Consider the following 20,296-nt stretch of genomic DNA (forward strand, 5'->3'; position numbering starts at 1 on the left):
AAGGGGTGGGTCGGTGGACGTCGGTGGTGCCGGGAGTGTCAGCCCTGCTGGAAGAGTTCCGCGGGCAGCGGCTTCAGGAGGGCGTACAGATCGTCGGTGATCGGCCGGTCCCAGGCGGCGATGGTGACAAGGACGCCGTCGCTGCGGTCGAACTGCACACAGGAGATACGGCTTTCGGAGAGCTTGAGACGGCGCACGATCAGGAGGTTGTCGCCCTGCATCACCGGCATGTCCTCGGTGGTGACGACGGTGATCTCCTCGTCGTTCTCCAGCGCCAGCAGCAGCTGGGCCACCTCGAAGGGCACCTCGTCGTCGGCCGTCTCGCGCGCCGGTGATCCCTCGGGCAGATTGCCGATGATCATCGCGGGACCGCGCCCGCCGAAGAGGTCGTAGCGCAGGAAGACGCCCTGGCAGCTGCCGTCGGGGGCGGGCAGCAGGCCCGCGCCGAGATTGCCGGGCCAGTCACCCGGGTCCATGGCGAGGACATCGAAGTCCGGGCCAGCGGGAGTGGCGGAGCTGCGGCGGCGGAGGAAGGACATGCGCCAATGGTACGTGGCCCGCGGTGCTTGTCGGCGCGGGGGCGGCGCCGGTCCGCGCGGGGCCTTCCGGGGGCGGGCCCCGTGTTCAGCGCGAGGTCAGCGGGGGTGCGGGGGCGCCGAGCGCGGCGGCAAGACCGGAGTGATCCGTTCCCACTTTCCGGTACACGGCGGAAAGCAGCCGGACGACGGCCGCCTCGTCGGTGTGCACCTCGTCGGCGCTGCGGGCGGCAGGCTCACGGCTAAGCCGTCGGCACCGCACTGGACTGCCTTCCTGCTGCGCATGCCTCGGCCTTCAGGCACTTCAGATTGCGCCCGCGGGGCCCGCAGGGAGCCGATTCGGCCACAGCGATGGGGTGTTGGCGGGGCATGCACTCCGGCCGGCGGGGCGTTCGGTCAAAGCCCGCCGGCCCGAGCACCCGCTACTGGGACTGGGGAGGCACCACAGCCACCGCACCTCTGGCGTGCAACAGCACCGCGTTGGTCACCGACCCCATCAGGCGCCCCAACGGCATCCGGCTCCGATGCCGCCCCACCACGACGAGCTCCGCGTCCCGCGACGCGTCCACCAACGACCCCGCCGCGTCCCCCGGCAGGACCTCCCGCTCGACCCGCACCTGCGGATACCGCTCCTGGAAGGGGGCGAGCTGCTCGCCGGCGAGCTCCGTGTACTGCGCCGCGGTCGCCGCGTCCGCCTCCGCCGAGGTCACGAAGTCGCCGGTGGCCGTGTAGACGAGCACGGGCCCCGGGTACGCGCAGACCACCCGGAGCACGGCGCCCCGCAGTGCCGCCTCGGCGAAGGCGAAGCCGATCGTCTCGTCGTGCGGGGAGAGCGCGTCGAGCCCGAGCACCACGCATGGCTCGGCGCCCGCCATGGGCTCGTCGCCCGGTCGCACCACCACCACCGGGCAGGCCGCGTCCCGCGCGCACGCAAGCCCGTTCGAGCCGAGCAGCAGACTGGTGAACCCGCCACGCCCGCGTGACCCGATGACCAGCAGCTGCGCCCCGTCACCGAGCTTCGGGATGTCACGCCCGGGGGCGCCCTCCACGACCTCGAAGCTCAAGGAAGGCAGCTCCGGTCGCCTTTCCAGGGATCGGCGTGTCCGGTCGATGACCGGGTCGGCCTCTCGGCGGTGATCGATGGCCGGCATGTGCGGGCCGTCGGCCAGCGGCATCGCGTACTGCCGCACATGCACGATCCGCAGCGGCGCGCGCCGCAGCCGGGCGGCGGTCAGCGCCCATTCCAGGGCATGGTCGCTGCCGGCCGACCCGTCGACGGCCACCACAACGGGTTCAACGGGCGCAGTGTCACTCATGGCTTCCTCGTCTCCGGCGCAAGGCCACGGTCGACCGGCACTGCTCCCGGCCCCGCCTCGTCCAGGAGGCGGGCCAGGCGCAGAGTCCAAAGTCACCAGGTCAACACGGCGCGCGCCACGAGCGGCCGCGACAGCCGGAGACAAGGGGCACAACGCCCCACACGGCCTACGTCAGATCGAACTCCCCGGCCCGTGCGCCGTGCACGAACGCTCCCCACTCCGCAGGAGTGAAGATCAGGGACGGGCTCTCGGGCCGACCGGCGTTGCGCATCGCGATGAAGCCTTCGACAAAGGCGATCTCCACATCACCCCGCCCCTCGCTGCTCGATCGCCAGTCCGCTGTGCTCAGGTCGAGCTCCGGCTTGTCCCAGCCCGCGAGCGGGCGCTGCTGACCTGCGAGCGGATGCTGCTGAATGGTGCCTTCGGCCACGTCCGTGCTCCTCCCGATGCGTCGTCCGCCCGCCAGCCTAGCTTTCGGTTCCGGTACCGGACAGGCCGCGGAAGGAGGACGGCCGCCTGTCCGGCACGACGGACCCTTCACGTCGTGGGCGGCTCCGCGCCGACCAGCCACATGGAGAAGAACTGCGAGCCGCCTCCATAGGCGTGCCCGAGCGCTCTGCGGGCCCCGTCGATCTGGTGCTCGCCGGCCTGGCCCCGCACCTGAAGTGCCGCTTCGGCGAAGCGGATCATCCCGGAGGCGCCGATGGGATTGGTGGACAGGACGCCGCCCGACATGTTGACGGGGAGATCGCCGTCCAGCTCCGTCACGCCCGACTCGGTCAGCTTCCAGCCCTCGCCCTCCGCGGCGAAGCCCAGGTTCTCCAGCCACATCGGCTCGTACCAGGAGAACGGCACGTACATCTCCACGGCGTCGATCTCGCGCCGCGGGTCCGTGACCCCCGCCTGCCGGTAGACGTCGGCCGCGCAGTCCTTGCCGGCCTGCGGCGACACGAAGTCCTTGCCCGCGAAGAGGGTCGGCTCGCTGCGCATCGCACCGCCGTGCATCCAGGCCGGCGGGCGGGGTGAACGGGCCGCACCCGCACGGTCGGTGAGGATCATCGCGCAGGCCCCGTCGGAGGACGGGCAGGTCTCGGAGTAGCGGATCGGGTCCCAGAGCATGGGCGAGGCCTGGACCTTCTCCAGGGTGATGTCCTGCTCGTGCAGGTGGGCGTAGGGGTTCTTCAGGGCGTTGCGGCGGTCCTTGTACGCGACGAGGGAGCCGACCGTGTCCGGCGCGCCGGTGCGCCGCATGTACGCGCGCACGTGCGGGGCGAAGAAGCCGCCCGCGCCCGCGAGGAGCGGCTGCTGGAAGGGGACGGGGAGCGAGAGCCCCCACATCGCGTTGGATTCCGACTGCTTTTCGAAGGCGAGGGTCAGTACGGTGCCGTGGACGCGGCCCGCGACCAGGTTGGCGGCGACCAGTGCCGTGGAGCCGCCGACGGAGCCCGCCGTGTGGACGCGCAGCATCGGTTTGCCGACCGCGCCGAGCGCGTCGGCGAGGTACAGCTCGGGCATCATCACGCCCTCGAAGAAGTCGGGCGCCTTGCCGATGACCACGGCGTCGATGTCGGCCCACGTCAACTCGGCGTCTGTCAGTGCCTGTTGAGCGGCTTCGCGGACGAGTCCCGCGATCGAGACGTCCCGCCGGGTGGCGACGTGCTTGGTCTGGCCGATCCCGACGACGGCCACGGGCTCCTTGCCCACCTCACTCATCACGCATCTCCTTCGAGGACGGCGACCAGGTTCTGCTGCAGACAAGGACCGGACGTGGCGTGTGCCAGGGCCCGGTCCGACTCGCCCCGGTGGATGCGGGCGGCGGCCTCACCGAGCCGGATCAGGCCGGCGGCCATGACGGGGTTCGCGGCAAGCGCGCCCCCGGACGGGTTCACCGAGACGTCGTCGCCCAGCTTCAGCGCCTTGCGCAGGACGACCTCCTGGGAGGTGAACGGCGCGTGCAACTCGGCGGTGTCCACGGGCCGTTCGAAGGCACCGGCCCGCTCGGCGGCCAGGCGGCTGGAGGGCGAGTCGGTGAGGTCACGCACGCCGAGGCTGTGCGCCTCGATGCGGTGGTCTATGCCGCGGATCCACGCGGGCCGCTCGCACAGGTCACGGGCCCGCTCCCCCGCCGCGAGGATCACGGCCGCGGCCCCGTCGCCGATCGGCGGGCAGTCACCGGTCCGGAGGGGACGTACGACGTAATCCCCTTGCGGAACCGAACCCTTCACCTGCGCATGCGAGTTGGCGGACGCGTCCTGGCGGCTGCGCGCCGCGACACCGGCGAGCGCGGGCTCGTCGGTGTCCCCCGCGTCGATCAGCGCCTGCGCCTGGAGGGCGGCGAGGGCGACCGAGTCCGGCCAGAGAGGCGCCGCGTAGTACGGGTCGAGCTGCCGGGTCAGTACGTCACGCACCGATCCGGGGGACGACTTGCCATAGGAGTACACGAGCGCGGTGTCGGCCTCACCGGTGAGCAGCTTGGTCCACGCCTCGTACAGCGCCCAGGCCCCGTCCATCTCGACGTGCGACTCGGAGATCGGCGGCCAGGCACCGACCCCGTCGAGCGCCATGGTGAAGGAGAAGGCGCGCCCGGCGAGGTAGTCCGATGACCCGGAACAGGTGAAGCCGATGTCACTGGTCTTCAGGCCGGTGGCGTCGAGGACCTGGTGCAGGACCGGCATGAGCATCTCCACCTCGGAGAGCTCGTCGGTGGAGCGCAGGTGGTCGGTCTGCCCGAAGGCCACGATGGCGATGTCCCGGACGGGCCGCATCACGGACGGCTTCGCGGACGGCATCTACACCAGCTCCTTGTACGTGTCGTAGTCGGCGTCCGGCTCGCCCGTGGGCCGGTAGTGGTCGGGGAAGCGGGCGCCCTCGGTCCACACCGGCTCGACACGCAGGCCCATCCGCACCTGGTCGTAGGGGATGTCCGCGATGCGGGCGTGCAGGGCGAGGTCGGCGCCGTCGAGGGCGATGTGCGCGTAGACGTAGGGCACTTGGATGTCGAGGTTCTTCGCCTTGATGTTGACGATGCAGTACGTGGTCACTGTGCCGCGCGGCCCGACCTCGACCCGCTCGGTCGTGGCGACGCCACAGGTGGGGCAGGCGCCGCGGGGCGGGACGTAGACCTTGTGGCAGGAGGGGCAGCGCTCGCCGACGGTCTTCTGGTCGGACAGTGCCTTGATGTAGGCGGTCTGGGCGCGGCCCGGCGCGTAGGTGTAGTCGAGGCGCGCGTGGGCGACGATGCCGGTGACGGGGTCACTGAACTGCCCGTCGTGCGGGGTGGCTTCACCGCCCGACGCCCCGTCGTACGCCTCGAAGCAGGCGATGTCGGTGATGGCGCCGGTGCGTTCGGCGGCCCAGCGGATGCGCACGCGCATGCCGGTCCTGACCGCATCGGGCCCCGGCGCGTCCAGGGCGTGCAGCAGAGCGGTGTCGGCGCCGTCGAGCTTCACCAGGACCCAGGCGAAGGGGGTGCCCAGGGGCTGCCCCCTGCGGGGTTCGTGGTTCCAGGCCCAGGTGGTGACGGTGCCGGTGGCGGAGACCTCGACCAGGTCGCGGATCTCGTCGGCGGTGACGGGGTCGTACTCGACGGGCGGGACGAGGGTGCGCCCATCGGTGGTCTTCACGCCGAGTACGGTGCGTTCACGCAGCCCGGTGAGGAAGGCGCTCTGCACGGGCCCGAGGGAGCGGGTGAACGGAAACTCGACGACGAGAGGCGCACGAAGCACTTCGGGTACGGGGGCGGATGCCATCAGCAAAACTCCCTGTGAGGACGGGACTGGAGGGCGCCCCGTCAGAGGAGCGCCCCGTCAGGGGCGCGGGGCTGTATCGATATGCGGCTCCGCCGCGTGGGCGCGACCAGCCACGGCGGGCCCGCAGGCGAAACGAGACCTACGTGCGCCGAAACACCGGGGGCCGTTTCTCCGCAAAGGCTCTGGAGCCCTCCTTCGCGTCGGCGGTGTCAAAGATGGGCCACCCCCGCTTCAACTCCGCAGCAAGCCCGTCCGCCTCGGACATCTCCGCGGCCTCGTACACGGACGCCTTGACCGCCTCCACGGCCAGCGGCCCGCACGCGTTGATCTGCTCGGCGATGACGAGGGCCTTCTCCAGGGCGGTGCCGTCCGGGACGACGTGCCCGATGAGCCCGATCGACGCGGCCTCGGCCGCCGAGTAGGGGCGCCCGGTGAGCAGCATCTCCAGGGCGTGCGTACGAGGGATCTGGCGCGGCAGTCGCACGGTCGAGCCGCCGATCGGGAACAGGCCGCGCTTGACCTCGAAGAGCCCGAACGTCGCGGACTCGCCCGCGACGCGGATGTCGGTGCCCTGGAGGATCTCCGTGCCGCCCGCGACGCAGTACCCCTCGACCGCGGCGATGACGGGTTTGCGCGGGCGGTGGTGGCGCAGCATCGCCTTCCAGTGCAGATCGGGGTCGGCCTTCATCCGGTCCCGGTACTGGTCACCGCCCATGCCCTTGCCCGCGAGTGCCTTGAGGTCCATGCCCGCGCAGAAGGCGCCGCCCGCTCCGGTGAGCACCACGGAGCGGATCTCGTCGTCCGCGTCGGCGGCCAGCCACCCGTCGTAGAGGCCCACCAGCATCGGCAGCGAGAGCGCGTTCTTCGCCTCCGGCCGGTTGAGCGTGAGTATCAGTGTGGCGCCTTCGCGCTGCACAGCGAGATGTTCCGTCCCACCCATAGCCGTGCTCCTTCTCATAACGGCTCGTCAACGGCCGGCCTGCGTCGACCATCTGCTGTCGGCTTCGGACCTGGAACAGGTTGCAGTAGGCGGGGAGCCAGTTCAAGAGTTTTCTGACAGTCAGTCAGATTTCTTCGACGAGCACCCTTCCCACTTGTGAGGGCCTCTGCTCTGATGACCGCCAGAAGAGATGACGCCGGGGTCAGGAGGAGCGGTGGAGTACAACCTTGCCGACCTGTTCGAGTCGGTCGTCGACGTGGTCCCCGACCGCGAGGCGCTCGTGTACATCGATCACCCCGGAACCGGGGCGGAACGCAGGCTGACGTACGCCGAACTCGACCGGGCCGCCAATCGCCTCGCGCACCACTTGATCGACAGCGGCCTCGAACCCGGCGAACATCTGGGGCTCCACCTCTACAACGGCGTCGAGTACGTGCAGACGGTGCTCGCCTGCCTCAAGGCACGCCTGGTGCCGGTCAACGTCAACTACCGCTATGTGGAAGAGGAGTTGGTCTACCTCTACCGCGACGCGGACCTCGCCGCGCTCGTGTTCGACGCGGAATTCACCGAGCGGGTCGCGGCGGCGCAGCCGCGCACGGAGAAGCTGCGGCATCTGGTGCGGGTGGGGACCCCGCCGGCCGACGCGCCCGCGCTCGACGTGGTGGCCTTCTCCGAGGCGGAGGCGGCGGGTGCGCAGGAGCGCGGGTTCGCGGCGCGCTCGGCCGACGACCTGTTCATCATCTACACCGGCGGCACCACCGGTATGCCCAAGGGCGTCATGTGGCGCCAGGAGGACCTGTTCTTCGCCGGGCTCTTCGGCGGCGAACCCGCGGGCGAGCCGGTCAAGCGACCCGAGGAACTGGCGGAGCGCGTCGCGGCGGGCGGACCCGGCATCACGTTCTTCCCCGCTCCCCCGCTGATGCACGGCACGTCGACGCTGACGTCGTTCATCGCCTTCAACTACGGGCAGCGGGTGGCCATTCACCGCAAGTACGTCCCCGAGGAGGTGCTCAGGACCATCGAGCGCGAGAAGGTCTCCAGCGTGTCGCTGGTGGGCGACGCGATGCTCAGGCCCCTGATCGACGCCCTGCACGGCCCGCTCAAGGGCACCGACCTGTCGTCGCTGTTCAGCGTCTCGTCCTCCGGGGCGATCATGTCGGAGACGGTGCGCGCCCAGTTCCAGGAACTGGCCCCGAACGTCCTGCTCCTGAACAACTTCGGCTCGTCCGAGTCGGGCTCCAATGGCAAGGCGACGGACGACTCCGGCCCGGAGAAGGGCTTCCGTCTGGAGGTCAACGAACGGACGCAGGTGGTGGATCTGGTCACCCACGATCCGGTGCCGGTGGGCGTGGTGGGCCGTCTGGCCCAGCGCGGCCACGTACCGCTCGGCTACTACAACGACCCGGCGAAGACCGCGGAGACCTTCTTCCAGAAGGGCGAGGAGCGCTGGGTGCTGCTCGGCGACATGGCGACGGTGGACGAGGACGGCATAGTGACCGTCCTCGGACGCGGCTCGCAGTGCATCAACACCGGTGGCGAGAAGGTGTATCCGGAGGAGGTCGAGCAGGCGCTGAAGTCACATCCGGATGTGTACGACGCGCTGGTGGCCGGAGTCCCCGACGAGCGCTGGGGCAACCGCGTGGCCGCGGTGGTCCAACTGCGGGACGGCGCACTCCAGTTGGACCTCGAAGCCATCCAGACCCACTGCCGCGCCCGCCTCGCCGGCTACAAGATCCCCCGAGCCGTGGTCTTCACCACCGAGATCCAACGCTCACCGAGCGGCAAGGCGGACTACCGGTGGGCGAAGGCGGTGGCGGCGAAGGGCTGACCGCCGCCCGGATGCGGTGGCCCAGAAGGGCGGTCACCTCGCGCAGACAGACGGCAACGCCCGCCCCAGGGCCACGCTGTGCAGCACGTCAAGCTGCCGCTCACCCCGTACCCTTACGCCCGCTACGGCCACAAGCCCACGGCAGGACGGAGCCGAGCGCGCCGACGCGGAGTCGGCGATCCCCCGCACCAACTCCCCGTTCACCCGATTGATCTCCTCACGGACCTCCCCGAGGTCCGGCTTCTCGGCAGGCACCTGCGAAGGGTCCGCGTCCCACCGCCGGTGCAGTTCCCGCTGCACCACCTTGTTGGCCTCGATCTGGTCCCGGAAGATCCGCACGGTCGCCTCGGGGTCGGCGCCGAGCTCCCGCGCCCGGTGCGCGACGTCGTCGAGCACCTGCTGCTCCCGGGCCGGGTCGTCGATGGGGCTGCCCGTGCCGTACTTCGCGGCGGCGACAAGATCGGCGGTGGCAAGACGCCGGGCGGCGAGATCGACCAGCGGATGGAGGCGGGCGTACGCCCCCGCGGGGGCGGCGGCCACGGACCGCTGCGGCGGAGCGGCGACGGCGACGCCCGCGCTCCCGGCCAGCAGAGCCACGCTCACGGCTCCAGCGGTGAACCAACGCCCCGCGGACGAGGTAAGACGCACTGTGTTCTCCTCGGTAGTCCTAGTCCTGCGCAAGGAATCCTGCCACGCGCCGCGCGAACCACTCCGGATCGTCGAGCCAGGGGAAGTGCCCACCACCCGGCTGCACTTGCCGCACCCCGCCCGGGAAGTACCCGGCGAACTCCTGCGCGTGCGCGGGGTTGGGCGCACCGTCGTACTCCCCCGCGAGGACGAGCACCGGCGCAGCAAGACCGGCGAGGGCCTCGCGCGTGGCGGGCGGGTCGAGGGCCCCGTCCCCGTAGAAGAGAGCGGCCGCCTGCGCGTTCTTCTCCCTCGCGCTCGCCGCCTGGTGCGCCCGCGCCGCGTCGTCCCAGCGGCCGTAGGCCAGGGGCACGATCGCGTCCCATACCTCAAGAGGGCTGCGCCCGGCCTCGATCTCCTTCAGCGCGGCCTCGGCGGCCGGGTACCAGGGCTCGTCCTTGCGCAGCAGCGCGGCGGCACGGTGATCCCCCGCGTCCAGCGTGAGGCCGAGCGACTGCGTGGCCGGTGTGATCAGGACGAGGCGGCGGATCCGCTTGGGGTGGCGGGCCGCGTACATCGTGGCGATGTTGCCCGCCGCCGAATGGCCCAGCAGGTCGACTTCTTCGAGGCCCAGATGCTCGCGCAGCGCCTCGACGTCGTCCACCTGCCGGTCGCAGCGGTACGTCGCCGGGTCGGCCGGCACCGCGGAGTCGCCCGTGCCGCGCAGGTCGAGCAGGATCAGGCGGCGGTGCGCCGTCAGGCCGCCGAGATCGCCGAAGTAGGCGGAGGCCCGCATGGGACCGCCGGGCACGCAGAGCAGCGGCTCGCCCTCGCCCTTCTCGTGGTAGGCCAGCTCGGTTCCGTCGTACGCGGTGAAAGTCGGCATGGGGGTGATCATCACATCTCGCGCCGCGCCCGGACAATGCCGTTCTGCCGCGGCGCTCCAGCTCCATGCGGCACTGCGCGATCTCTTGACGGCCGCCTCCGGGGCTGGATTACTGACCTCGACAGAAGATCCACGACCGAATGATCGGTCGCCCGTTTGGGACGGGAGTACCCCTCTATGACGGCCATGCTGGACGCCGCGGAGCGACTCGGGCGCGAGGAACTCGAGGCCCTGCAGCTGGAGCGCCTCCAGGACACCTTGCTGCACGCGTACGAGAACGTGCCCTTCTACCGGGCGGCGTTCGACAAGGCGGGTCTGCGCCCCGACGACTGCCGTTCGCTCGCCGACCTGGCCCGATTCCCGTTCACGGCCAAGACGGATCTGCGGGACAACTACCCCTTCGGGATGTTCGCGGTCGAGCAGTCCGAGGTGCGGCGCCTGCACGCGTCCAGCGGCACCACGGGGCGGCCCACGGTCGTCGGCTACACCGAGCAGGACCTGTCGATGTGGGCGGACGTCGTCGCCCGCTCGATCCGCGCGGCGGGCGGCCGTCCCGGGCACAAGGTCCATGTGGCGTACGGATACGGCCTGTTCACCGGCGGCCTCGGCGCGCACTACGGCGCGGAGCGGCTCGGCTGCACGGTGATTCCCGCGTCCGGCGGCATGACGGCGCGCCAGGTCCAGCTGATCCAGGACTTCCGCCCCGAGATCATCATGGTGACCCCGTCGTACATGCTGACGCTCCTGGAGGAGTTCGAGCGCCAGGGCGTCGACCCGCGCACGACCTCCCTGAAGGTCGGCATCTTCGGCGCCGAGCCGTGGACGGAGGAGATGCGCCGCGAGATCGAGGAGCGGTTCGCGATCGACGCGGTCGACATATACGGGCTCTCCGAGGTCATCGGCCCCGGTGTCGCCCAGGAGTGCGTGGAGACGAAGGACGGCCTGCACATCTGGGAGGACCACTTCTATCCGGAGGTGGTGGACCCGATCACCGGCGAGGTGCTCCCGGACGGCGAGCGCGGCGAGCTGGTCTTCACGTCCCTGACCAAGGAAGCCATGCCGGTCATCCGCTACCGCACCCGCGACCTGACCCGCCTCCTGCCCGGCACGGCGCGGACGTTCCGCCGGATGGAGAAGATCACGGGTCGCTCGGACGACATGGTGATCCTGCGCGGCGTGAACCTCTTCCCCACCCAGGTCGAGGAGATCGTCCTGCGCACGCCGGGCGTCGCACCGCACTTCCAGCTGCGCCTGACCCGCCAGGGCCGCATGGACGCGCTGACGGTGCGGGCCGAGTCCCGCGCGGACACGACTCCCGAGCGGCGCGAGGCGGCGGCCCGGGAGATCGCGACGGCGGTGAAGGACGGCATCGGCGTCTCGGTGGCGGTCGAGATCGTCGATCCGGAGACGATCGAGCGGTCGGTGGGCAAGTTCAAGCGGATCGTGGACCTGCGGGACAAGTAGAGACCGGCAAGCAGCGCCTATGACGCGCTGAAACGGTCCCGCAGCTCCCGCTTGAGGATCTTCCCGCTCGCGTTGCGCGGCAGCTCGTCCACGAACAGGACCCGTTTCGGCGCCTTGAAGTGGGCGAGCTTCTCGCGTGCGTGGTCGATGAGTTCGGCCTCGCTGACGTCTCCGTTGCGTACGACGACGGCGGTGACCGCCTCGATCCAGCGCTCGTCCGGCAGGCCGATCACGGCCGTCTCCGCGACGCGATCGTGGGTGTAGAGCGCGTCCTCTACCTGGCGGGACGCGACGAGGACGCCACCGGAGTTGATGACGTCCTTCACCCGGTCGACGACCGTGAAGTAGCCCTCCTCGTCCCGCACGGCGAGGTCCCCGGAGTGGAACCACCCGTCGCGGAAGGCCTCCTTGGTCTCCTCGGGCTTGTCCCAGTAGCCCTCGCACAACTGCGGTGAGCGGTAGACGACTTCGCCCTGTGTGCCGTCGGGCACCTCGAGGCCGCGCTCGTCCACGACCCGCGCCTCGACGAACAGGACGGGCCGCCCGCAGGAGTCCATCCGCCCTTCGTGCTCGTCGGGCCCGAGGACCGTGGCGAGAGGGCCGATCTCGCTCTGCCCGAAGCAGTTGTAGAAACCGAGTGACGGCAGCCGTTCGCGCAGCCGCTCCAGGACGGGCACCGGCATGATCGACGCCCCGTAGTACGCCTTGCGCAGGGCTCCGAGGTCGCGGGTGGCGAAGCCGGGATGGTTCGAGAGGCCGATCCACACGGTGGGCGGCGCGAAGAGGCTGTCGGCGCGGCCCGCCTCGACGAGGTCGAAGATCCGCTCGGCGTCGGGCGCGTCGATGATGGTGTTCTCGGCGCCCACGGCCAGGTACGGCAAGAGGAAGACATGCATCTGTGCCGAGTGGTAGAGCGGCAGCGAGTGGACAGGCTTGTCCGTCTCCTTGAGGTCGAGGGCCGTGATGGCGCTGACGTACTCGTGCACGAGGGCGCGGTGCGTCATCATCGCGCCTCGTGGCGCTGCGGTGGTGCCGGAGGTGTAGAGCAACTGGGCGAGGTCGTCCGCGCCGGGCTCCTCACCGTCGTACGCCATCGCACCCGGGAGCCGCGCGAGCAGGGAGTCGTCCGTGTCGCGGAGGGCGATGACGCGCACATCGCCGGGAAGGCGCGGGGCGAGGTCTGGGTCGGCGAGGACCAGCGAGCTGCCCGACTGGCCCACGATGTACGCCAGGTCGTCGCCGACGAGGTTCTGGTTGACCGGCACATGGACCAGGCCTGCTCGCGAACACGCCAGGAAGCCGATGAGGTAGGCGTCCGAGTTGTGGGCGTAGGCGCCGACGCGGTCACCGTGGCCGAGACCCTCCTCGCGCAGCACCTGGGCGGCACGCGACACGGCCGTGTCGAGTTCCGCGTACGTCCAGACCCGCTCCCCGTAGCGCAGAGCCACTCGCCCCGGTACGCGCCGCGCGCTCCGCCGCAGGACCCCGTCAACCGTATTTCCGCGTACACCCGTCATGGCGTGATCCTGTGCCGCGCGCCTCGCGGCGGTCAAGGATCCGGACGCGGCACGAACTGGCCGGTCCCGGCACTCGATCAAGTGACATACCGATTGGTATGCTCAACCGCCCCTTCCCTCACTCCAGTTGGGAGGCACCAATGCGTACCCGCTCCAGACGCCTGACGGCCCTCGGCATCAGCCTGCTGACCGCCACGGCCCTCCTGCCGTCGTCCGCCACCACCGCCGGCGCGGCTCAGGCGCGCGACGACCGCCCGTCGGGCGGCGGTCTGTCCGCGACCGTCCGCTACACCGAGTACGGCATTCCGCACATCGTGGCCAAGGACTACGAGAACCTGGGCTTCGGCACCGGCTGGGCGCAGGCCGCCGACCAGGTGTGCACCCTCGCCGAGGGATATGTGACCGTGCGCGGGGAACGGTCACGTTACTTCGGCCGTGACGGCAAGGCGGACGGCTCGCTCTCCTCGGCCACCACGAACCTCTCCAGCGACCTCTACTTCGGCGGGGTCCGCGACACCCGCACGGTGGAGAAGCTCCTCAAGCAGCCCGCCCCCGCGGGGCCGAGCGCCACGTCCAAGAAGCTGATGCACGGCTTCGCGGCGGGCTACAACGCCTGGCTGAAGCAGAACCGCGTCACCGACCCGGCCTGCAAGGGCGCCAAGTGGCTGCGCCCGATCACCTCCCTGGACGTGGCGCGGCAGGGCTTCGCCGTCCAGGTCCTCGGCGGCCAGGGGCGCGGCATCGACGGCATCACCGCCGCGCAGCCGCCGGGCGCGACGACACCGGACCGCGCGCCGGATCCCGAGCGCACGGCCAAGGAGGCGCGCGAGCTCTTCTCGGCCGACGAGGCCGTCATGGGTTCCAACGCCGTCGCGTTCGGCGGCAGGACCACCGCGAACGGCAAGGGTCTGCTGCTCGGCAATCCGCACTACCCCTGGCAGGGCGGCCGCCGCTTCTGGCAGTCGCAGCAGACCATCCCCGGCGAGCTGAACGTCTCCGGCGGCTCGCTGCTCGGCACGAGCGTCGTCAACATCGGCTTCAACCGCGATGTGGCGTGGAGCCACACGGTGGCGACCGGCGTGACCCTCAACCTGCATCAGCTCACGCTGGATCCGGCCGACCCGACCACCTATCTGGTGGACGGCAAGCGGGAGAAGATGACGAAGCGGACGGTCGAGGTGCCGGTCAAGGACGGCGCCCCGGTGACCCGCACCCAGTGGTGGACCCGGTACGGCCCCGTCACCACCGGGCTCAGCGCGCAGCTCCCGCTGCCGTGGACGGCGACGACGGCGTACGCCCTGAACGACCCCAACGCCACGAACCTGCGCGGCAGCGACACCGACCTCGGCTTCGGCAAGGCCCGCTCCACCGAGGGCATCCTGAAGTCCCTGCGCGACACGCAGGGCCTGCCGTGGGTCAACACCATCGCCGCGGACCGCGGGGGCCACTCGCTGCTCAGCCAGTCGCAGGTGCTGCCCCGCATCACCGACGACCTGGCCGAGCGCTGCTCCACGGACCTGGGCAAGGTGACGTATCCGGCGTCCGGCGTTGCCGTGCTGGACGGCTCGCGCGGCGCCTGCGCCATCGGCTCGGACAAGGACGCGGTCCAGCCCGGCATCTTCGGCCCGTCGAAGATGCCCACGCTCAAGGACGCCCCGTACGCCGAGAACTCCAACGACAGTGCCTGGCTCACGAATGCGGACCGGCCCATCACGGGCTACGAGCGGATCTTCGGGACGATCGGCACGCAGCGCTCCATGCGCACGCGCGGCGCCATCGAGGATGTCGCGGCGATGGCGAAGGAGGGTGATCTGACGGTCAAGGACCTCCAGAAGCAGCAGTTCGCGAACCGGGCGCCCGCGGGCGACCTCGCCGTCGACGACGCGGCACGCGCGTGCGCCGCACTGCCCGGGGGAACGGCAACCGGCAGCGACGGCAGGGCCGTCGACGTACGCAAGGCCTGTGACGCCCTCAAGTCCTGGGACCACAGCATGAATACGGACAGCAAGGGAGCCCTGCTCTTCGACCGGTTCTGGCGGGGGCTCGTCGCGGCCGTGCCGAACACCCAGTTGTGGAAGGTGCCGTTCTCGGCCGCCGACCCGGTGCGCACCCCGAACACCCTCAACACGGACGCGCCGGGCTTCGCGACCGCGCTGGCCGACGCGGTGGCGGAGCTGAACGGGGCGGGCATCGCGCTCGACGCGCCGCTGGGCAAGAACCAGTTCGTCGTACGCGGCTCGGAGCGGCTGCCGATCCATGGCGGCACGGAGTCGATCGGTGTGTGGAACAAGGTCGAGCCGGTCTGGGACGCGAAGGGCGGCGGCTATACCGAGGTCGCCCACGGTTCGAGCCACATCCAGGCGGTCGGGTGGGACAAGAGCCACTGCCCGAAGGCGCGCACGCTCCTCACCTACTCGCAGTCGTCGAACCCGAACTCGCCGCATTACCGCGATCAGACGCGGTTGTACTCCGGTGAGCGCTGGGTCACCTCGCGGTTCTGCGAGAGGGACATCTTGAGTGATCCGAAGCTGCGGGTGGTGAAGGTCCGCCAGCGGTGAGGACTCGACGGCCGTGCATCGGGCCACCGGCGTCGAGGTCGACGCCGGTGGCCCGATGCGTGTCCACCCGCACGTCCGTGGAGGCTGGGCGCGCAGTTCCCCGCGCCCCTTCGGGGCGCTCCTTGGCTGCGCTACACGGCGCGCTCCCGTCCCTCCCAATACGGCTCCCGCAGCCTTCGCTTGTAGAGCTTGCCGTTCGGGTCTCGCGGCATGACCTCGATGAAGTCGACGCTCTTCGGGCGTTTGTAGCCCGCGAGTTGGCGCTCGCAGTGGGCGAGGATCTCGGCGGCGAGTGCGTCATCCGCCGCGTGGCCCTCCGCGACCTCCACGACCGCCTTGACCTGCTCCCCCCACTCGTCGTGCGGGATGCCGAACGCGGCGGCGTCCGCGACGGCGGGGTGAGTGAGCAGCGCTGACTCGATCTCGGCGGGGTAGATGTTGACCCCGCCCGAGATGATCATGTCGATCTTGCGGTCGCGGAGGTAGAGATAGCCGTCCTCGTCCAGGACGCCGAGGTCGCCGACCGTGAAGAAGTCGCCGATGCGGTTCTTCTTCGTCTTCGACTCGTCCTTGTGGTACGAGAAGCCGCCGGTGCTCATCTTCATGTAGACCGTGCCGAGTTCACCGGGCGGCAGCTGGTTGCCGTCGTCGTCGAAGACGGCCAGTTCGCTGATGGGCCAGGCCTTGCCGACGGTGCCGGGGCGCTTGAGCCAGTCCTGCGCGGTGGCGAAGGCGCCGCCGCCCTCGCTGGCCGCGTAGTACTCCTCGACGCACTCGCCCCACCACTCGATCATCGCCCGCTTGACGTGGTCGGGGCAGGGCGCGGCGCCGTGGATGGCGTGGCGCATGGACGACACGTCGTACGCGGCCTTCGTCGCGTCCGGCAGCGCGAGGAGACGGTGGAACTGGGTCGGCACCATGTGGGTGTGCGTGCACTGGTACGTGTCGATGAGGCGGAGCATCTCCTCGGGCGTCCATTTGTCCATCAGGACCAGCGGGTGGCCGATGTGCAGGGCGGCGCCCGCGAATTGGAGCACCGCGGTGTGGTAGAGCGGCGAGCAGACGAGGTGGACGTTGCCGTCGAAGGGCTTGACGCCGAAGATGCCGAGGAAGCCGCCGAGGTAGGACTCCTCGGGGAGCTTGCCGGAGAGCGGGCGCCTGATGCCGCGCGGGCGTCCCGTCGTGCCCGATGTGTAGTTCATGACCCAGCCGAGGGTGCGCGCGTCCGGCGCGGACTCCGGCTGTCCGGCGAGGAGTTCGGCGTAGGGGCGGAAGCCGAGTAGGTCTCCCACGGCGTACCGGTGCGTGGCCGGGAGTTTCGCCTCGTCGGCGGCGTGCGTCGCCGCCCCCGCGAACCGCTCGTGGGCGATGAGCACCTTGGCGCCGGAGTCGGCGACGATCCAGGCGATCTCGGGTCCGACCAGGTGGTGGTTGACCGGGACGAGATAGAGACCGGCCTGCGAGGCCGCCAGGTACGCGGTGAGGAACTCGACGCCGTTGGGCAGCACGACGGCGAAGGCGTCACCGCGCTGCAGGCCCGCGGCGCGCAGCCCGTGGACGAGTTGGTTGGTCGCCGCGTGCAGGCGCCGCGCGGTCCACTCCTCGCCGTCGGGCGCGGTCAGGACCGTGCGGTCCGGGTCCGCTTCGGCCTGCGCCCAGAAGCCGTTGGGGGGCGTGCTGCCCGGCATGCTGCTCATAAGGACCTCTCCTCCGTCGTCTCGTCAGTCGCGTCCGGCGCGTCAGTGGCGTCCGGCGATGCGGTTCACGCGGTCGATGGCGCGCTCGAAGCCGCGGGTCAGCTCGTCGAAGACGGCCTGGACGCTGCGTTCGCTGTTCATCCGGCCGACGATCTGCCCGACGGGCGTGCCGAGCAGCGCCTGGACCTCGTACTTCTGGATGCGTGAGACCGCCTCGGCGACGAGGAGTCCCTGCAGCGGCATGGGCAGCGTGCCGGGTCCGTCCGGGTCGTCCCAGGCGTCGGTCCACTCGGTGCGCAACTGGCGAGCGGGCTTGCCCGTGAGGGCGCGCGAGCGGACCGTGTCGCCCGAACCCGCCGCCAGGAGCTTCTCGGTGAGCGCCCGCGAGTGCAGGTCGGCCTCCGTCGTGGTGAGCCAGAGGGAGCCGAGCCACGCGCCCTGCGCGCCGAGCGCGAACGCGGCGGCGATCTGCTCTCCGCTGCCGATGCCGCCGGCGGCGAGGACCGGCAACGGCGCGACGGCCTCGACGGCTTCGGGCGTCAGGACCATGGAGGCGATCTCACCGGTGTGGCCGCCCGCCTCGTAGCCCTGCGCGACGATGATGTCGATGCCCGCTTCCGCGTGCTTGCGCGCGTGCCGTGCGCTGCCCGCCAGAGCGGCCACCAGGACGTCGTTCTCGTGGGCGCGCTGGATGACGTCGGCGGGCGGTGAGCCGAGCGCGTTGGCGAGCAGCTTGATCGGGTAGTCGAACGCGACGTCGAGCTGATTGCGGGCGACCTGCTCCATCCACCCGGTGATGCGCCAGCCGGAGGCCTCACCTTCGGCGAGTTCGGGTACGCCGTACTTGCCGAGAGTGTCCTTGACGAACTGCCGGTGCCCTTCGGGGATCATCGCCTCGACGTCGGCCTCGCTCACCCCCTCGACCTTCTTCGCGGGCATGACCACATCGAGTCCGTAGGGACGGCCGTCGACATGCTCCTGCATCCAGTCGAGATCCCGGGCCAGCTCGTCGGGCGCCGTGTAGCGGACCGCACCGAGCACACCGAATCCGCCCGCCCTGCTGATGGCGGCGGCCACCGCAGGGAAGGGCGTGAAGCCGAAGATGGCGTGCTCGATCCCCAGTTTCCTGCTCAGATCTGTCTGCATGGGCGCAGGATGCCGCAGCCGTCCGGACGACGGAAGAGATTTTCTGATGCAGTGTCAGATCTTTGGCGGACGCCTGTGGTTGACAGGGCCGGGCGCTGACATGAAAGTTTCAGCAGTCTCTTGTGATCCCGAAAGATAATTTCAACTCAGGAGAGTTCCAGGAGGGGGCACGGTCATGGCCGAGGACAGCGGGGCGGCGTCGGACAGAGCCGGTGGCGGAGCGTCCGGCAGAGCGGACGGCGGCCTGAGCCGACGCCAACTGGGCGCGCGGGTCGCGGCGTTGGGCGGTGCGCTCGCGCTGGTCCCGTTCCCCGCGGGGCCCGCCGCGGCGGCGGGGTCCGTGAACGGCGGCGGGCGCCCGACCCTGCGGCCCGGCAGCCCCGAGCGGGCCGGGCTGCTCGCCGGCCATCTGCGGCAACTGGTGGCCGACGCCGAGCAGTTCCTCGGCCCGTCCCCCAAGCACCCCTGGTACGCGGGCGCCGTCCTGCTCGCGGGCCGCGGCGGCACGGTCGCGCTGCACCAGCCCATCGGCAAGGCGGTGCGCTATTCGGCGTACGACGAGAAGACCGACACCGGCGTCGAGCTGCCCGCCGACCGGCAGATCGCGATGGCCAAGGACACGGTCTTCGATCTGGCCTCCGTCTCCAAGCTGTTCACCTCGCTGCTCGCGGTGCAGCAGATCGAGCGGGGCAAGCTGGAGCTTGAGGCGAAGGTGGCCTCGTACCTCCCCGATTTCGGGGGCGCGGGCAAGCGGGACATCACCGTCCGGCAGCTCCTCACGCACACTTCGGGCTTCCGCGCCTGGATCCCCCTCTTCAAGGAGCCCACGCGCGAAGGCCAGTTGCGTCTCATCTGGAACGAGGCGCCGCTCAACCCGCCCGGCACCAAGTACCTCTACTCGGACCTGAACCTGATCTCGCTCCAGCTGGTCCTCGAAGAGATCACAGGTCGTCAGTTGGATGCACTGCTCCACGACGAGATCACTGCTCCGCTCGGGATGCACCGCACTCGCTACAACCCGCCCGCGTCCTGGCAGCCGAAGATCGCCGCCACCGAGGACGCCCGCCTGCCCTGGTCGGGCCTCGAACGCGGCATGGTGTGGGGCGAGGTACACGACGAGAACGCCTTCGGCTTCGGCGGGGTCGCCGGGCACGCGGGCGTCTTCTCCTGCGCCTGGGACCTCGCGATCCTCGCCCGCACCCTGCTCAACGGCGGGGTCTACGGCCGCTCCCGCATCCTCTCCGCCGATTCGGTGGACCTGTTGTTCACCGACTTCAACACCGACTTCCCCGGCGACGAGCACGGCCTGGGCTTCGAGCTCTACCAGCACTGGTACATGGGCGCGATGGCGACGCCGCGCACCGCGGGCCACACGGGATTCACCGGCACGTCCCTGGTCCTCGACCCGACGACCGACTCCTTCCTCGTCGTCCTCGGCAACTCGGTCCACCCGGTGCGCAGTTGGCGCTCCGGCTCGGCGCCCAGGGTCGCCACCGCGAACCGCATGGCACGCGCCGTTCCCGTACGTCCCGCACGCGGACGCACCGCATGGTTCTCCGGCATGGCGAACGGGACATCGGCCACCCTCACCCTGCCGCCGCTCACCCTCACCACGGACCGGGCACGGCTGCGGTGTTCGCTGTGGTGGGACACCGAGCCGGGCTCGGACCAGCTGCGCCTGGAGGCCTCGCGCGACGACGGCGCGACGTGGCAGCCGGTGCCGTTCACCACGGAGCACAGGGGATCGGACCGCAGACAGCACCCCGACGGCACGGCCTCCGGCTGGTCGGGGCGAGTCTGGCACCGGCTGACCGCGGACCTCTCGGAACTGCGGGGCGACGAGGTACGGCTGCGCTGGCGGTACGCGACGGACCAACTCTACGTGGGGCGTGGCGCGTACGCCGACGGGCTGCGGGTCGAGGACGGCGGCCGCACGGCCTTCGACGAGGCACGGCCCGCCGACGCGGCGCGCATGGAAGCAGTGGGGTGGGCCCCTTCGGCCGACTGAGGGCCCTCCCCCGGGGAGGCGCGG

At 70.7% G+C, this 20,296-nt stretch carries 17 protein-coding genes; 4 read left to right on the forward strand and 13 right to left on the reverse strand.

All coding sequences use genetic code 11. From position 1 onward, the window contains the following. Positions 1 to 38: 38 nt before the first annotated feature. From AC5P1C_RS14260 to AC5P1C_RS14295, 8 genes are all read right to left on the reverse strand, one after another. Positions 39 to 539, reverse strand: a complete 501-nt coding sequence (locus tag AC5P1C_RS14260; protein ID WP_493866154.1) for a hypothetical protein — start codon at positions 537 to 539, stop codon at positions 39 to 41. A gap of 85 nt (positions 540 to 624) precedes the next feature. Further along, complete coding sequence (locus tag AC5P1C_RS14265; protein ID WP_493866155.1) at positions 625 to 747, reverse strand: hypothetical protein; 123 nt, start codon at positions 745 to 747, stop codon at positions 625 to 627. A gap of 211 nt (positions 748 to 958) precedes the next feature. Beyond that, a complete protein-coding gene (locus AC5P1C_RS14270) occupies positions 959 to 1,852 on the reverse strand; it encodes a universal stress protein (protein ID WP_493866156.1) in 894 nt (297 codons plus the stop codon). A gap of 166 nt (positions 1,853 to 2,018) precedes the next feature. Continuing rightward, the gene (locus AC5P1C_RS14275; RefSeq protein ID WP_493866157.1) at positions 2,019 to 2,282 is read right to left on the reverse strand and encodes a DUF397 domain-containing protein; all 264 of its coding nucleotides are present in this window, start codon (positions 2,280 to 2,282) and stop codon (positions 2,019 to 2,021) included. Between the two features lie 107 nt (positions 2,283 to 2,389). Further along, the gene (locus AC5P1C_RS14280; protein WP_493866343.1) at positions 2,390 to 3,556 is read right to left on the reverse strand and encodes a thiolase family protein; all 1,167 of its coding nucleotides are present in this window, start codon (positions 3,554 to 3,556) and stop codon (positions 2,390 to 2,392) included. Positions 3,557 to 3,564: 8 nt separating this feature from the next. Then, positions 3,565 to 4,641, reverse strand: coding sequence for a thiolase family protein (locus AC5P1C_RS14285; protein WP_493866158.1), 1,077 nt, complete (start codon positions 4,639 to 4,641; stop codon positions 3,565 to 3,567). After that, on the reverse strand, positions 4,642 to 5,601 hold the full coding sequence (locus AC5P1C_RS14290; protein ID WP_493866159.1) for a Zn-ribbon domain-containing OB-fold protein: 960 nt from the start codon (positions 5,599 to 5,601) through the stop codon (positions 4,642 to 4,644). It lies immediately after the preceding gene. Between the two features lie 139 nt (positions 5,602 to 5,740). Beyond that, the gene (locus AC5P1C_RS14295) at positions 5,741 to 6,541 is read right to left on the reverse strand and encodes a crotonase/enoyl-CoA hydratase family protein (protein ID WP_493866160.1); all 801 of its coding nucleotides are present in this window, start codon (positions 6,539 to 6,541) and stop codon (positions 5,741 to 5,743) included. A gap of 214 nt (positions 6,542 to 6,755) precedes the next feature. Between AC5P1C_RS14295 and AC5P1C_RS14300 the strand changes: the two genes are divergently transcribed. Then, on the forward strand, positions 6,756 to 8,369 hold the full coding sequence (locus AC5P1C_RS14300) for an acyl-CoA synthetase (RefSeq protein WP_493866161.1): 1,614 nt from the start codon (positions 6,756 to 6,758) through the stop codon (positions 8,367 to 8,369). A gap of 33 nt (positions 8,370 to 8,402) precedes the next feature. On the opposite strand, the gene AC5P1C_RS14305 is transcribed toward AC5P1C_RS14300, so the two are convergent. Beyond that, entirely contained in the window at positions 8,403 to 8,972 is a 570-nt protein-coding gene (locus tag AC5P1C_RS14305) for a chorismate mutase (RefSeq protein ID WP_493866162.1), read from the reverse strand. A 64-nt stretch (positions 8,973 to 9,036) separates the two neighbouring features. Continuing rightward, positions 9,037 to 9,882 carry an alpha/beta fold hydrolase gene (locus AC5P1C_RS14310; RefSeq protein ID WP_493866163.1) on the reverse strand — a complete coding sequence of 282 codons (846 nt, stop codon included), beginning with the start codon at positions 9,880 to 9,882 and terminating at the stop codon, positions 9,037 to 9,039. Positions 9,883 to 10,059: 177 nt separating this feature from the next. On the opposite strand from AC5P1C_RS14310, the gene paaK reads away from it, so the two are divergent. After that, the gene (gene paaK / locus AC5P1C_RS14315) at positions 10,060 to 11,346 is read left to right on the forward strand and encodes a phenylacetate--CoA ligase PaaK (protein WP_493866164.1); all 1,287 of its coding nucleotides are present in this window, start codon (positions 10,060 to 10,062) and stop codon (positions 11,344 to 11,346) included. A 17-nt stretch (positions 11,347 to 11,363) separates the two neighbouring features. On the opposite strand, the gene AC5P1C_RS14320 is transcribed toward paaK, so the two are convergent. Further along, positions 11,364 to 12,863 (reverse strand): acyl-CoA synthetase, encoded by a 1,500-nt coding sequence (locus AC5P1C_RS14320; protein WP_493866165.1) that lies wholly within the window; start codon positions 12,861 to 12,863, stop codon positions 11,364 to 11,366. 140 nt (positions 12,864 to 13,003) lie between these two features. On the opposite strand from AC5P1C_RS14320, the gene AC5P1C_RS14325 reads away from it, so the two are divergent. Next, positions 13,004 to 15,421: a penicillin acylase family protein gene (locus AC5P1C_RS14325; protein WP_493866166.1), complete on the forward strand. Its 2,418-nt coding sequence runs from the start codon at positions 13,004 to 13,006 to the stop codon at positions 15,419 to 15,421. Positions 15,422 to 15,552: 131 nt separating this feature from the next. On the opposite strand, the gene AC5P1C_RS14330 is transcribed toward AC5P1C_RS14325, so the two are convergent. Then, entirely contained in the window at positions 15,553 to 17,109 is a 1,557-nt protein-coding gene (locus AC5P1C_RS14330; RefSeq protein WP_493866344.1) for an acyl-CoA synthetase, read from the reverse strand. Between the two features lie 51 nt (positions 17,110 to 17,160). Beyond that, on the reverse strand, positions 17,161 to 18,264 hold the full coding sequence (locus AC5P1C_RS14335; RefSeq protein WP_493866167.1) for an NAD(P)H-dependent flavin oxidoreductase: 1,104 nt from the start codon (positions 18,262 to 18,264) through the stop codon (positions 17,161 to 17,163). A 175-nt stretch (positions 18,265 to 18,439) separates the two neighbouring features. Between AC5P1C_RS14335 and AC5P1C_RS14340 the strand changes: the two genes are divergently transcribed. Continuing rightward, positions 18,440 to 20,272 (forward strand): serine hydrolase domain-containing protein, encoded by a 1,833-nt coding sequence (locus AC5P1C_RS14340; RefSeq protein WP_493866168.1) that lies wholly within the window; start codon positions 18,440 to 18,442, stop codon positions 20,270 to 20,272. Positions 20,273 to 20,296 lie beyond the last annotated feature (24 nt).

It is taken from the genome of Streptomyces sp. A18 (assembly GCF_059026065.1).

Excerpts from the sequence above, each read along its gene's own strand:
- AC5P1C_RS14285 (WP_493866158.1), bottom strand. The coding sequence starts at position 4,641 with ATGCCGTCCGCGAAGCCGTCCGTGATGCGGCCCGTCCGGGACATCGCC.
- AC5P1C_RS14290 (WP_493866159.1), bottom strand. The coding sequence starts at position 5,601 with ATGGCATCCGCCCCCGTACCCGAAGTGCTTCGTGCGCCTCTCGTCGTC.
- AC5P1C_RS14335 (WP_493866167.1), bottom strand. The coding sequence starts at position 18,264 with ATGCAGACAGATCTGAGCAGGAAACTGGGGATCGAGCACGCCATCTTC.
- AC5P1C_RS14310 (WP_493866163.1), bottom strand. The coding sequence starts at position 9,882 with ATGCCGACTTTCACCGCGTACGACGGAACCGAGCTGGCCTACCACGAG.
- paaK (WP_493866164.1), top strand. The coding sequence starts at position 10,060 with ATGACGGCCATGCTGGACGCCGCGGAGCGACTCGGGCGCGAGGAACTC.
- AC5P1C_RS14340 (WP_493866168.1), top strand. The coding sequence starts at position 18,440 with ATGGCCGAGGACAGCGGGGCGGCGTCGGACAGAGCCGGTGGCGGAGCG.
- AC5P1C_RS14320 (WP_493866165.1), bottom strand. The coding sequence starts at position 12,863 with ATGACGGGTGTACGCGGAAATACGGTTGACGGGGTCCTGCGGCGGAGC.
- AC5P1C_RS14270 (WP_493866156.1), bottom strand. The coding sequence starts at position 1,852 with ATGAGTGACACTGCGCCCGTTGAACCCGTTGTGGTGGCCGTCGACGGG.
- AC5P1C_RS14330 (WP_493866344.1), bottom strand. The coding sequence starts at position 17,109 with ATGCCGGGCAGCACGCCCCCCAACGGCTTCTGGGCGCAGGCCGAAGCG.
- AC5P1C_RS14325 (WP_493866166.1), top strand. The coding sequence starts at position 13,004 with ATGCGTACCCGCTCCAGACGCCTGACGGCCCTCGGCATCAGCCTGCTG.
- AC5P1C_RS14295 (WP_493866160.1), bottom strand. The coding sequence starts at position 6,541 with ATGGGTGGGACGGAACATCTCGCTGTGCAGCGCGAAGGCGCCACACTG.
- AC5P1C_RS14260 (WP_493866154.1), bottom strand. The coding sequence starts at position 539 with ATGTCCTTCCTCCGCCGCCGCAGCTCCGCCACTCCCGCTGGCCCGGAC.